14 protein-coding genes are annotated in these 13,736 nt (G+C 45.9%); 6 read left to right on the plus strand and 8 right to left on the minus strand.

Annotated elements, in window-relative coordinates; genetic code table 11:
* Window positions 1–11 precede the first annotated feature (11 nt).
* The 8 genes from nqrF to bolA form a co-directional block, all read right to left on the minus strand.
* Window positions 12–1,238, minus strand: coding sequence for an NADH:ubiquinone reductase (Na(+)-transporting) subunit F (gene nqrF, locus R3289_RS08860; RefSeq protein ID WP_318925161.1), 1,227 nt, complete (start codon window positions 1,236–1,238; stop codon window positions 12–14).
* 22 nt (window positions 1,239–1,260) lie between these two features.
* Window positions 1,261–1,857: an NADH:ubiquinone reductase (Na(+)-transporting) subunit E gene (gene nqrE / locus R3289_RS08865; RefSeq protein ID WP_107284909.1), complete on the minus strand. Its 597-nt coding sequence runs from the start codon at window positions 1,855–1,857 to the stop codon at window positions 1,261–1,263.
* A gap of 7 nt (window positions 1,858–1,864) precedes the next feature.
* The gene (locus tag R3289_RS08870; RefSeq protein ID WP_318925162.1) at window positions 1,865–2,497 is read right to left on the minus strand and encodes an NADH:ubiquinone reductase (Na(+)-transporting) subunit D; all 633 of its coding nucleotides are present in this window, start codon (window positions 2,495–2,497) and stop codon (window positions 1,865–1,867) included.
* Window positions 2,490–3,284, minus strand: a complete 795-nt coding sequence (locus tag R3289_RS08875; protein ID WP_318925163.1) for a Na(+)-translocating NADH-quinone reductase subunit C — start codon at window positions 3,282–3,284, stop codon at window positions 2,490–2,492. Before R3289_RS08875 ends, R3289_RS08870 begins: the two co-directional genes overlap by 8 nt.
* Window positions 3,274–4,518, minus strand: coding sequence for an NADH:ubiquinone reductase (Na(+)-transporting) subunit B (locus R3289_RS08880; RefSeq protein ID WP_318925164.1), 1,245 nt, complete (start codon window positions 4,516–4,518; stop codon window positions 3,274–3,276). Before R3289_RS08880 ends, R3289_RS08875 begins: the two co-directional genes overlap by 11 nt.
* Before the next feature lie 3 nt (window positions 4,519–4,521).
* Window positions 4,522–5,862: a Na(+)-translocating NADH-quinone reductase subunit A gene (locus tag R3289_RS08885; RefSeq protein ID WP_318925165.1), complete on the minus strand. Its 1,341-nt coding sequence runs from the start codon at window positions 5,860–5,862 to the stop codon at window positions 4,522–4,524.
* Between the two features lie 409 nt (window positions 5,863–6,271).
* A complete protein-coding gene (locus tag R3289_RS08890) occupies window positions 6,272–7,357 on the minus strand; it encodes a TRAP transporter substrate-binding protein (RefSeq protein ID WP_318925166.1) in 1,086 nt (361 codons plus the stop codon).
* Between the two features lie 246 nt (window positions 7,358–7,603).
* Entirely contained in the window at window positions 7,604–7,918 is a 315-nt protein-coding gene (bolA, locus tag R3289_RS08895) for a transcriptional regulator BolA (protein ID WP_318925167.1), read from the minus strand.
* Between the two features lie 180 nt (window positions 7,919–8,098).
* Here bolA and R3289_RS08900 point away from each other — a divergent pair, with 180 nt between their 5' ends.
* The 6 genes from R3289_RS08900 (at window position 8,099) to R3289_RS08925 (ending at window position 13,552) form a co-directional block, all read left to right on the plus strand.
* Window positions 8,099–9,223: a methyltransferase gene (locus R3289_RS08900; protein ID WP_318925168.1), complete on the plus strand. Its 1,125-nt coding sequence runs from the start codon at window positions 8,099–8,101 to the stop codon at window positions 9,221–9,223.
* Between the two features lie 27 nt (window positions 9,224–9,250).
* Window positions 9,251–9,820, plus strand: a complete 570-nt coding sequence (locus R3289_RS08905) for a YajG family lipoprotein (protein ID WP_318925169.1) — start codon at window positions 9,251–9,253, stop codon at window positions 9,818–9,820.
* Window positions 9,820–10,374: a peptidylprolyl isomerase gene (locus R3289_RS08910; protein ID WP_318925170.1), complete on the plus strand. Its 555-nt coding sequence runs from the start codon at window positions 9,820–9,822 to the stop codon at window positions 10,372–10,374. The genes R3289_RS08905 and R3289_RS08910 overlap by 1 nt, the downstream gene beginning before the upstream one ends.
* Window positions 10,375–10,416: 42 nt before the next feature.
* On the plus strand, window positions 10,417–10,779 hold the full coding sequence (locus tag R3289_RS08915) for a hypothetical protein (RefSeq protein ID WP_318925171.1): 363 nt from the start codon (window positions 10,417–10,419) through the stop codon (window positions 10,777–10,779).
* A 212-nt stretch (window positions 10,780–10,991) separates the two neighbouring features.
* Window positions 10,992–12,383, plus strand: a complete 1,392-nt coding sequence (locus R3289_RS08920) for an AmpG family muropeptide MFS transporter (RefSeq protein ID WP_318925172.1) — start codon at window positions 10,992–10,994, stop codon at window positions 12,381–12,383.
* 356 nt (window positions 12,384–12,739) lie between these two features.
* The gene (locus R3289_RS08925) at window positions 12,740–13,552 is read left to right on the plus strand and encodes an outer membrane protein OmpK (RefSeq protein WP_318925173.1); all 813 of its coding nucleotides are present in this window, start codon (window positions 12,740–12,742) and stop codon (window positions 13,550–13,552) included.
* Window positions 13,553–13,736: the final 184 nt, after the last annotated feature.

The following is a 13,736-nucleotide window of genomic DNA, read 5'->3' on the forward strand; positions in this document are numbered from 1 at the left end:
TGAAAGGCTAATTAGCCACCGAAGTCATCCAACAGGATGTTTTCGTCTTCAACACCAAGATCTTTCAGCATACCGATAACAGCAGCATTCATCATTGGTGGACCACACATGTAGTATTCACAATCTTCTGGCGCTTCGTGATCTTTTAAGTAGTTCTCATAAATCACGTTATGGATGAAGCCTGTATAACCATCCCAGTTATCTTCTGGAGATGGATCAGACAATGCTACATGCCATTCGAAGTTCTCGTGCTCAGCCGCTAGCTTATCGAAATCTTCTACATAGAACATTTCACGCTTAGAACGCGCACCATACCAGTAAGTCATCTTACGGGTAGACTGCAGACGATGAAGCTGATCGAAGATATGCGAGCGCATTGGCGCCATACCGGCACCACCACCGATAAAGACCATTTCGTTGTCTGTATCTTTAGCGAAGAACTCACCAAACGGACCAGAAATAGTACACTTATCACCCGGCTTAAGTGACCAGATATACGATGACATCACGCCAGGCGGTACGTCAGGGTTATTTGGCGGCGGTGTCGCAATACGAACATTCAGTTTGATCAGGCCTTTCTCTTCTGGGTATGAAGCCATAGAGTAAGCCCGGATAGAATGCTCTTTCACGATTGACTCGTAACGGAACAAGTTAAACTTATCCCAGTCTTCGCGGTACTCTTCCGGTACATCAAAATCAGCGTATTTAATGTGGTGAGGCTCAGCTTCAATCTGAATGTAACCACCTGCACGGAAAGGAACTTCCTCGCCTTCAGGAATTTTTAGCACCAACTCTTTAATGAAGGTTGCTTCGTTATCATTCGAAAGAACTTCACATTCCCACTTCTTCACGCCGAAGATTTCTTCTGGCAGCTCGATCTGCATGTCAGATTTAACGCTGACCTGACAAGCCAGACGTTCGCCTTCGCGCGCTTCACCTTTAGTCACGTGGTCAAGTTCAGTCGGCAGAATATCACCACCGCCAGACTTCACTTTTACACGGCACTGACCACAAGAACCACCGCCACCACAAGCCGATGATACGAAGATACCATGAGCAGAAAGGGCATTGAGCAATTTGCCACCGGCAGCGGTTGTAATCGCTTTTTCCGGATCGTTGTTTACTGAGATAGTAATGTCGCCTGATGGTACCAGCTTAGATTTAGCGAACAGGATCACTAAAACCAAAGCCAGGATAATCAAGGTGAACATAACTACGCCAAGAAGAATAACATCCATTGACTATTCCTTATTATCCTGATTACAGCTGTACACCGGAGAAGGACATGAAGCCCAACGCCATTAGACCAACAGTGATGAACGTAATACCCAGGCCACGCAGACCCGGCGGTACATCAGAGTACTTCATCTTCTCGCGGATACCCGCAAGTGCCACGATTGCCAGCATCCAACCCACACCGGAACCGAAGCCATAGACAACAGATTCAGCAAAGTTGTAATCACGCTGTACCATGAAAGATACACCACCGAAGATGGCACAGTTTACGGTGATCAACGGAAGGAAAATACCTAACGCGTTATACAGCGGCGGGAAGAATCGGTCCAGAACCATTTCCAGGATCTGTACCAGTGCCGCGATAACACCGATGAACGTGATAAAGTTCAGGAAGCTCAGGTCAACGCCTTGAACGATAGCACCATCTTTCAACAGCAGGTTATAAACAAGGTTGTTTACCGGTACCGCAATCGTCAATACAACGATTACTGCAACGCCCAGACCGAAAGAGGTTTTTACTTTCTTAGATACGGCAAGGAATGTACACATACCCAAGAAGAACGAAAGTGCCATGTTCTCGATAAAAATCGAACGAACTAAAAGGCTTAGATAATGTTCCATGTTCCCCTTACTCCTTCGCTTCGACTTGTTCTGGACGGATAATCCGGATAGCCCAGATCATGAAACCAATCAGGAAGAAAGCAGATGGTGCTAATAGCATCAGACCATTTGGCTGATACCAGCCGCCGTCTGAAACCAGAGGCAGAACCTCAACACCGAATAGCTTGCCTGAACCCAGTAGCTCACGGAAGAAGCCAACAGTAATCAGTACGAAACCGTAACCAAGACCGTTACCAATACCATCGATAAACGACGGCAGTGGAGACGATTTCATTGCATACGCTTCTGCACGTCCCATTACGATACAGTTAGTAATGATCAGACCAACGAATACAGAAAGCTGCTTAGAAATATCATAAACATAGGCTTTCAGTACCTGGTCTACCACGATTACCAATGATGCAATGATTGCCATCTGCACGATGATACGCACACTGTTAGGAATATGATTACGGATTAGTGATACAAAAAGGTTAGAAAATGCAGTAACAAACATTACTGCCAGCGTCATTACAAACGCCGTTTCTAATTTTGTGGTTACTGCCAAAGCAGAACATACACCAAGAACCTGAAGCGCAATCGGGTTGTTATCGATAAACGGCGCAAACAGGATCTTTTTCATTTCTTTAGTATCAGCCATTATTCAGGCCCCCCTCACGAACCTTAGCCAGGAAAGGACCGAAGCCCATCTCACCTAACCAGAAGTCGAAGGTGTGTTGTACACCATTACCCGTTAAGGTTGCACCAGACAGACCATCGACACCGTGTAGATCGCCAGCAGGAGCACCACCTTTAACAATACGAATTGCTGGTTTGTTATTGTCGTCAAACAACTTCTTACCAACAAACTGAGCACGCCAGTTCGGGTTCTCAACCTCACCACCAAGTCCAGGCGTTTCACCCTGATCGTAGTAAGTGATACCTGCAACCGTGTTACCGTCAGTTTCAACCGCAACGAATGCATACATCATTGACCACAGACCATTACCGTGAATCGGTAAGATTAGCTTCTCAACATTGTCATTCGCATCTTTCACCAGGTAAACAGTCGCGATATTTGCACGGCGAATGATTTTACCAAGATCTTTATCAGCCTTTAGCTTAATAGACTGGCTTGGATCTTTCGCTGCAGAACGCTGTTTGTATTGAGCGGCAGTTTGACCGGCTTCGGTCTGTGCAACGAACTCACCCGTGTTGAGATCAACCAGCTTAGGCTCGATGAACTGCTCATAAGCTTCCGTTACGTTAGTGCCGTCTTGCAACAGACCTGAAACTGAAAGGATATTGCGCTGAACGTCAAGAACCGCATTGGCCTGCTGTAATGGACGCAGAACAACCGCAGCCGTTGATACCACGATAGAGCACACTAAGCTCAATGCGATAACAACAATCAGCGTTTTCTTAATGCTATCGTTATTACTTGACATGACGTGCTAGTCTCCGCTTGATGTTGCCCTGAACCACTAGGTTGTCAAATAGAGGTGCGAATAGGTTAGCGAATAGAATCGCCAGCATCATACCTTCAGGGTACGCAGGGTTAACCACACGAACCATTACTGCCATTGCACCAATAAGTGCGCCGTACCACCATTTACCTTTGTTAGTAAATGCAGCAGACACCGGATCGGTCGCCATGAACATCATACCGAACGCAAAACCACCCAGAACCAGGTGCCAGTGCCAAGGCATGCTGAACATTGCATTGGTATCAGAACCCATAATGTTAAACAGGGTTGCCGTCACGATCATACCAAGCATGGTACCCGCGATGATGCGCCATGAAGCAATGCCCATGTACACGATCATTGCGCCACCAAGGAGGATGAACAGCGTAGAAACTTCACCGATAGAACCAGGAATACGACCAATAAAGGCATCCATCCAGCTGATTGCTTCGCCAGTCACTACATTGATTAGGTTCGCATCACCGCCTTGTGCCCATTGGCTTAGCGCCGTCGCACCGGTAAAGCCGTCTGCCGCTGTCCATACTGCATCACCAGAGATTTGAGCTGGGTATGCGAAGAACAGGAATGCACGGCCTGCCAGTGCAGGGTTAAGGAAGTTACGACCGGTACCACCGAATATTTCTTTCGCAACAACAACACCAAAGGTAATACCCAGAGCTGCTTGCCAAAGTGGTAGTGTTGCCGGAACGATAAGCGCGAAAAGAATAGAAGTAACAAAGAAACCTTCGTTAACTTCATGCTTACGCACCATACAGAAAAGGACTTCCCAGAAACCGCCCACGGCAAATACAACTGCGTAGATAGGCAGGAAGTAAGTCGCACCCAGTAGCATTTTGCTACCCCAGCCAGAATCGGCCGATAAAGTGCCACCTAACATTTCTGTCAGCCAGTAATGCCAGTCGCCACCGATAATAGCAGCTAACTGATCACCCACATACATGTGGTTAAGAGCAGAAACGGCCTGGTGACCCGTGTTGTACATACCCCAGAACATTGCCGGGAATACTGCAAACCACACCATGATCATTAGGCGTTTTAAATCAATGCCATCACGAACGTGTGAACCAGTGCGTGTCACTGTTCCGGGTGTATACATAAGAGTTGCAAACGCTTCATACAGCGCAAACCATCTCTCGTGCTTACCACCTGGCTCAAAGTGATGTTCAACCTGCTCGAGTAAATTCTTGAGACCCATGAATTACCCTTCCTTCTCAATTTTGTCCAGGCACTCACGTAGCAGTGGACCAAACTCATACTTACCTGGGCATACAAACGTACATAGAGCCAGATCTTCTTCATCAAGCTCTAACGCACCCAGCAACTGCGCACTGTCACTATCACCCGCACACAGATCACGAAGAAGCAGTGTTGGCTCAATATCCAGTGGCATCACTTTTTCATAGTTACCAATTGGCACCATGGAACGCTCACTTCCGTTCGTCGTTGTTGTCATATTGAACAACTGACCAGAGAAGAGATGACTAAGGAAAGAACGAGTCACTGAGAACTTGTTTTTACCCGGTACGATCCAGCCTAAGAATTCTTTTTCATAGCCTTCACGCAGTGCCGACACTTGCAGGTGGTAACGACCAAGGTAAGCGTGTGGACCGGTCGCATGAACACCATTGAGAACAGAACCAGACAACACCCGAATATCACCAGGCATCATTTCTGAATCGGTCAACTGCTCAATTGAAGCACCGATCTGAGTGCGAACCAAACGAGGTTTATTCACAACAGGGCCGGCAAGCGCTACAACACGATCGGTATATAGCTCACCGGTTAGGAAAAGCTGACCGAATGCAATGACATCTTGATAGTTGATGTGCCATGCAACGTTTGCCGCGTTTGCACCGAACAACATGTGAATGTGAGTACCAACGATACCAGCAGGGTGTGGACCGTTAAATACATGCTCTTCAACATTTGCTTCAGAACTACGAGGTAGGCTCGCTCCAGATTTACAAACCAAAACTTTCCCGCTAGTCAGACGCGATAGTAGCGTCAAACCGGCAACAAAAGCGTCGCTTTGTTCATTAATGATAACTTCTGGATTGGCTGCCAGCGGGTTGCTATCGATAGCTGTTACAAAGATTGCCTTTGTTTCAGAATCGATTGGGGCAACCTTGCTAAATGGACGTGTGCGAAGCGCAGTCCACATACCAGATTCAACCAATTGCTCAACAATCGCAGGACGATCTAGTTGTGATAATTGATCTGCCTCATAGCGTTTGAACGTGATTTGCTCATTACCTTCTGCATCTATCACAACTGATTGCAGAACACGCTTAGCACCACGGTTGATTTCCACTACCTTGCCACTGGCTGGAGCAGTAAACTTAACGCCAGGATTCTTCTTATCTTCAAAAAGAACCTGACCTTTTTTTACCACTTCCCCAACACGGATATGCATTGTAGGACGCATACCAACATATTCTTCGCCAAGCAAGGCGACTCGTGTGATGGAATTACCATCATTTATCGCCTGGGTAGGAGTCCCTGAAATTGGGATATCCAGCCCTTTTTTTATTGTAATCATACGCACTTGCACTACATTAAAGGGAAAAAGAATTTTCTATTGCGCAATCAAGACTCGACTTTTCATCATCCGAAGCCAGCCTACTTTACGCTACCGAAACCGCAACACCCTATTAACTAGCTCGTTACTATATTGATAACGAGTAATTTTAAGGCCAGTATTCTAGCATTAATGCACTCGTTTTTACTATGCCAAACCATGCTAATCGGGGTGAAAACAAGCGAACATCTTAAAGGCAATAGATCGTAAGTTTATAATTTTGACCTGACCCACAAATGTGAAAATATCATAAATTATCAAAATATCTTCACCGGGAAAACATTGTTAACAAAAAGCAAACGCAACTAAAACACCCAGAACAATGGGGCAACAACCCCTCTATTCTATTTGTTTCAGATTTGTCTCGATGTTAATCGATATTTACATCGGCATTATCGGAAACTCGCCCATACCATCGGACATTGATTAAAAAACGACGGTAAGACTCATACACTTTTTGTACTGACGGTTCGGCCTGACTCATCTCTTGCATCAAATCCATTGTCAGCTTCTTGAACTCAGCTAATACGTCCTCAGGAAAAGCTTTGAGTACCACATCATGCTCATTAACTAAAATGTCCAGAGCCTGGACATTTTTCATCGTGTACTCATCAAGCATATCTTGATTTATCGCGCGGGCAGTGACTTCGACAATCTTTTTTAAATCATCAGGTAGCGCTTGAAACGCATTCTTATTAATCAGGAATTCCAGTGTCGTACTCGGCTCTTGCCACCCCGGGTAATAGTAGTATCTGGCAGCATTATGTAAACCAAACGCCAGATCATTATAAGGCCCCACCCACTCTGTCGCGTCAATCGCACCGGTTTCTAATGCCGTAAATAGCTCGCCGCCAGGCAAGCTTACAGGGATCCCGCCCGCACGCTTCAGCACCTCTGCGCCAATGCCAGGCAATCGCATTTTTAACCCTTTCAGATCGGCAAGAGTTTTAATTTCTTTATTAAACCATCCCCCCATTTGCGCGCCAGTATTCCCCCCGGCCATAGGTATAATCCCATAAGGTGAATACAATTCTTGCCACAATTCAAGCCCGCCGCCGTAATGCAGCCAGGCATTCATTTCTTGGGCTGTCATACCAAAAGGAATAGAAGTAAAAAGCGGTGCGGCCGGGATTTTTTTTTGCCAATAAAAGGCCGCCGAATGCCCCATTTGCGCGGTTCCTTTTGAAACGGCATTAAACACATCAAAGCTTGGTACCAGCTCACCTGCGCCATACACTTCAATCGTTAACCGCCCCTGACTCAACAGTTTAATTTTTTCCGCAAAGCGTTCAGGCGCCACCCCTAGTCCAGGAAACCCTTTCGGCCATGAGGTAACCAGCTTCCATTCAATCACCGCTGCTTGCTCTGCATTGTTTTCTTCACCCTGCCCGCCACAGGCAACCATCAGCAGAGATGCCAAAAGTAAAACAACCGCTCGAACACCAGCTTCTATCATTTGGCTCTCCTTTACTGTCTGACATCCTGTCATATGGTTCGGGATAATCATTGAGTCGATTTCAACACGTCAAGCTTTTCACAAGTATAGCCAGCCATTCTGATTCATACTTGCTCCCCTGTTTCCTGATGGGGGCTGAGTCATCATACGACAACCAAAACATCAATGTTGCTTTATAATTCAAATATTACGCCGAAAAAAACCGCAATAAGTGCGGTTTTTATAACAAAAAGCCACAGAGGGGGCTCAATCGATTTTTGAACCACCTCGGCAGGACGGTGAGACGGGCGCACCATCCAATAAATTTTGCCATTCATTTTGCGTATAAGTATGTATCGCCAGAGCATGGATGTCATTCGCAAGCTCTTGGGCAAGCGCAGCATTCACAGCACGGTGACGGCCAATTAAACGCAGGCCTTCAAACTGCCCACTAACCACAATGACTTTGAAATGGCTTTCAGAGCCTTCAGGCACGTTATGCATGTAGCTTTCATTGATCACCTCCAAATGGGTAGGCGATAATGCTTCCTGTAACTTTTCTTTGATGCGTTCCTTAATCATAACTCTTACTCACGGGGCGGCTAAATAGGTTCACCGGAAGACTTAAGTTAATTATTTAAGTCACCTCTTATTCAAATAGCAGCAGATAAAAGGTGTAAATTCCGATATTGGGTTTGCAGTACACGGTGGTTCTGCGAAAATACATTACTAATTAGCAAACATACCTGAAAGTTATCTGTAATGAAACCAGCGCTAACTCTGCACGAGCGTACGTTAAACCTGACACGTTTTCCGGTGCGAAAAATTGAAACACTGCAAGCATGGGATGCTGCAGATGAGTACCTTATTAGCCATACTCACAACATGGAATTGGATCCACAACGCCCTATTCTGATCTTCAATGACAGTTTTGGCGCCCTAGGTTGCTGGTTTTCTAATCAAGGGAACGTGACTAGCGTTACTGACTCTTTCATTGCAAAACAAGGTTGTATTGCAAACTTACAAGCTAACCAGCTTCCACCGATCAATATTATCGATTGCCTGGCTGAATTGCCGGAAAACCCACAATTGGTTTTGATTAAACTTCCCAAAAGCCATCGTCTGCTTTCCTGGCAGTTACAGCAACTGTGTAACCACCTTCCACAAGATTGCATCGTGATTGGTGCTGCTAAGGTTAAAGAAATTCACACATCAACGCTGAAGTTATGTGAAAAATATTTAGGCGAAACCAGAACCTCTTTAGCCGTAAAGAAAGCACGCCTGGTCTTTATCAAACCAAATCCTGCACTTGCGCAACCCATGCAGGCACCGAAGACGTGGGATGTACCAGAGCACGGTATAACACTAACCAACCACGCTAATGTATTTTCTGGCGAAAGCTTAGATATTGGCGCGCGCTTACTGCTTAAGCATATTCCTCAGAAATCAAAATACACCGATATTATCGATTTAGGCTGTGGTAATGGCGTGATCGGCATTAAAGCCGCGCAACTTAATCCACATGCCAACATCACTTGCGTCGACGAAAGCTTCATGGCGGCAGCCTCTTGTGAAGCCAACGCCAAACTCAATTTAAAAGTGCCCGATCAAATTAAAACAGTTGTAACCAACTGCTTAGAAACAATTCAATCTAACAGTGCCGATCTGATCCTATGTAACCCCCCGTTTCACCAGCAAACGACCATTACCGATCATATTGCCTGGCAAATGTTCTGTGACGCAAAGCAAGTTCTGAGACCTAAAGGTCAGTTAATAGTAATTGGCAACCGTCAGCTGGGATACGATGAAAAACTCAAGCGATTGTTTGGTAATGTCGATATCATTGCGCAAAATGACAAATTTATTGTTTATCAGTCAGGCAAGTAACGCCTCCAGTTAAGGACAGAAATAACCATGAAGAAATTTCTTTTCGCTGCATCAGTTTTGGCTCTCACCGCTTGTTCGGCACCATCTGAACCGCAGCTGTCTCTGACCCCAACGCCGGTTATTGCGAGCCAGGCAACAGCCCATGGCCAGTCTATGAGCCTGGAAAGCCGAGACCTGCGTACGGCACAGTTTATCGCTGTGGTTGACAGCGGGCGCAAAAATGTACAACCCTTACATGCCAGCCAGAATCTGCGTGTCACATTAGAAGATGCGTTATCTCGCCAACTTCGTTCGCAAGGTTATCTCATTACAGAAGAGGCTGAAGGCAAAGTACGCCTGGATATTCTGGAAGCGATGGTCAATGTAAAGCACAGCGTAATAAGCCATGATCTAAGCAGTAAACTGCAGCTTCAACTGGTGGTTGAAACACCAAACGGTAAGTTTGTAAAACGTTACTCAGGCAAGTCTGAAAAGACAGGTACAATGAGTGCGTCTGTTGAAGACATGGAGCAAAGCATCAATAACCTGATGACGGCGGTACTGAAAGATATTTATACTGATACAGCATTAAACCGTTACTTGCAGGAGAACCTGTGATGCGTCGCTATTTTATCGCTATCTGCTTGCTGTTAGCCTTACCTGTCAGTGCAGCAACTCAGGTGTTGGTGACGACTAACCTGGGCGAATTCACCATTCAGCTAGATGAAGAAAAAGCACCCATTTCCAGTGCCAATTTTCTTCGTTATGTTAACGATGGTAGCTATGTCGACACCATTTTCCACCGTGTGATCCCGGGGTTTATGGCCCAGGGGGGCGGATTTGACCGAGAGCTGAAACGCCGCCCGTCTTATGAACCGATTAAAAATGAATCCAACAATGGGCTGGAAAATATGCGGGCAACGGTTGCTATGGCCCGCACCACTGATCCTGATTCGGCAACACGTCAGTTCTATATTAATTATGAAAATAACAGCTTCCTGAATGCACAAGGCAGTCGTCCGGGTTATGCCGTGTTCGGAAAAGTTGTGAACGGCTTTCCAATTATTGAAAAAATGTCTTCTGTTCCGACAACAACTATACGGTCTATGGGTATGAAAGATGTCCCTCAGCAGCCTATAGTTATTAAGGCTATAAACATTATTAACAAGTAAGACAACGTCACCTGGCCGTTTTCTTACGACCAGGTGACTATTATGCTAACGTTAATCTCATCGCAGCCAGATATTCCCTCTGAAGTGGTCAGCCAACATATTTCCGACCATGCACCAGCCCTCGCTTTAAGTGCATTAGGCGTAATAAGCGGTGAAGTCAGTTGTCCATCACTCAAGCGCACCTGTACCGAACACTTCCATGAATGGTGGAAGCTGTCTGTTGCGGCAGGTACACCAAACGGTAAATATGAATCGGTATACTGGTATTTACTACAATTATTAGAAACACAGGAAGACTATCAGCTGCTCGGTAACAGTTTTGTTCAGTTCAAAGTCACCAGCTGTGCGCAATTTCTGCTTGGGATCGGCCCAGCCCCAGAAAAAATGCAAGGCATCAGACCTTAAGATATCTGTATCTAGGAGTGAGTGGCGTCCCCCTTCGATTCCATATACGTTCCTCACTTTACAAAATGACAATATTTGATGGCTAACCTCGTCAAAAATTCTGTGATGTCGTACAAGTACTAAATACCTGACAAGAAAACTACCTGACTCTGTTACCTTACCTTTATAATCGGTAAAACCAGCGGCGACGCTATCAAGATTTAGAGGTAATAATGGAGCAATCGATAGAGAATAATAACGAACAGGGTTGGCGGGTGTACTTAGAAAAAAAAGTACTGATCATGCTGGCCCTTGGGTTTTCTTCCGGATTACCTATCTTATTAGTCTTTGGTACTCTGTCATTCTGGCTTCGAGAAGCCGAAGTCAGTCGAACCGATATCGGTTTTTTTAGTTGGGTCGCATTAGCTTATGGCTTTAAATGGATATGGTCACCACTGATTGATCGTTTTCCTATCCCCATCTTTTCCCACCTATTCGGGCGCCGCCGTGGCTGGATGCTATTCTCGCAAATTTTGATCATCCTCTCTCTATGTGGCATGGCCATCAGTAATCCGCAGGTTGATCTTGTTCAACTGGCTATTTTTGCCGTTATTGTCGCCTTTGCTTCTGCGTCTCAAGACATTGTCATTGATGCTTATCGTATTGAACTGGCGACCGAGCGCTTACAGGCGGCACTCGCTGCCGCTTACATGACAGGCTATCGCTTAGCAATGATCATGGCAGGCGCTGGCTCACTGGCCTTCGCCGCCTGGTTTGGGTCTGACACCGTTTATGATGTCACGGGCTGGAAAGCCGCTTACTTTATCATGGCCGGTTTTATGCTGGTTGGGATCGTGACTGCGCTCTGCATTAATGAACCCAATATTGATAGCAGTGCAATTGATAATACTGAGCGTCTATACCGCCAGCAATTGCGCAATAAAGGCATGGGCGCACGACAGGCAAGACTGGTGGCTTGGTTCTATACCGCCGCTCTGATGCCTTTTCAGGATTTTTTCTCTCGTTACGGACGTAATGCGTTACTCATTTTGGCGCTCATTGGCTGTTACCGCATTTCCGATGTGGTGATGGGGGTCATGGCCAATGCCTTTTATGTCGATATGGGCTTCAGTAAAACGGAAGTCGCCTCTGTCTCGAAGATATACGGTGTCATTATGACATTAGTGGGAGCCGGCCTCGGAGGGATCCTGGTCAGTAAGTGGGGAACCCTGCGTATTCTGGCATTAGGTGCCATTCTGGCCGCCTGCACTAATTTACTCTTTATGCTCTTTACCTATATAGGCAATAGCCTGCCGATGCTGACAATCGTTATCTCAGCTGACAACTTAAGTGCCGGCATTGCCACCGCGGCATTTATTACCTATATGTCGAGTTTGACCAATGTTGCGTTCTCGGCAACTCAGTACGCCCTGTTCAGCTCGATCATGCTGCTGTTCCCTAAATTTATTGCCGGATTCTCTGGTATGTATGTTGATACCTTTGGTTATAACACCTTCTTCTTTACCACGGCATTGATAGGCCTGCCTGTTCTGCTGCTCATTTACTTAGTCGCAATAAAGTCGGAAAATCGGGGTGACGCCAGCGAATCGCTATCTTCATCGTAATTCTTTCTCACTATTATTTTCCTCCGGCTTAAATCTGAGGGGTATTCTGTTGATGCGGAACCCCCCTCTTTTTTTATCACCACCTTTCATCACTAAAACCCGCCTTAACTGCAGCCATGTAACGTTTCATTTCTCACTTAGCTCTGAAAAAGTTCAATCAAATCGCCAAAAAACCCAGTTCAGATCACGCAAACAAACAATCTGTAATCGATTACAGCCGATCACGATCACACTCTGCAAAGGATTGCGCAATCGTTACATTCACAACCGTGACATAAAGCAATAGAATGCTTGCATAAATTCAGGCAGCCCAATAATAAGCCTGGTCTTATCTACACAATTAGCGAGTACATACCATGCGCAAAACATTAGTAGCACTAAGCGTTCTAGCAGCAACGGCTTTACCAGCTGTGGTAAATGCAGCCGATTATTCTGACGACATTCACAAGAATGATTACAAGTGGTCACAATTCAACCTGATGTATGCTTTCGATGAGAAAGGTGCAGGTGCAGAATCATCTCACGACTACCTGGAAATGGAATTCGGCGGCCGCTCAGGCATCTTTGATCTGTACGGTTATGTTGATGTATTCAACCTGACCAGCGACAAAGACAGCGACAAAGCTGGTGCAGAAAAAATCTTCATGAAGTTTGCTCCTCGTGTCTCTCTTGATGCGCTAACCGGCAAAGACCTGTCTTTCGGTCCGGTTCAGGAGCTTTACCTTGCGACTCTTATTGAGTGGGGCGGCAACTCTGGTGTGAACAACCAGAAGATCGGTATTGGTTCTGATGTAATGGTTCCATGGCTAGGCAAAATCGGTCTGAACCTAATGGCTTCATACCGCGGAAACGACAAAGAGTGGAACGGTTACCACCTTGCTACTAACTGGTTCAAGCCATTCCACTTCTTCGACAACGGCAGCTTCCTGTCTTACCAGGGTTACATCGATTTCGAATTCGGTATGGATGATGACGCTGCTTTCCAATCTAGCACTGGCACCGGGATGTTCAACGGCCTGTACTGGCACTCTGATCGCTTTGCTGTAGGTTACGGTCTGAAGCTATACGATAACGTTTACGGTTTCGAAGATGGTCAAGCTCTACCATGGGCACCAGAGGCAGAATCTTCAGGTGTAGGCCACTACGTAGCCGTTACTTACAAGTTCTAAGCAATTCCCATTGCTGAACGAACGTTAAAAAGGCGCCGCTGGCGCCTTTTTTTATTGCTAAAATCCACTACACACCTGCCATTTCTCAGAAATAAGACAATTATTACTTCCAATATTCTCTTCCCTTGTACTTCATTTCTTTAGCAGATTTCCCAGCCCTGGTCCTCTCCTGGCGGTGAATAAC

Source organism: Photobacterium sp., assembly GCF_033720175.1.
Classification (GTDB): domain Bacteria; phylum Pseudomonadota; class Gammaproteobacteria; order Enterobacterales; family Vibrionaceae; genus Photobacterium.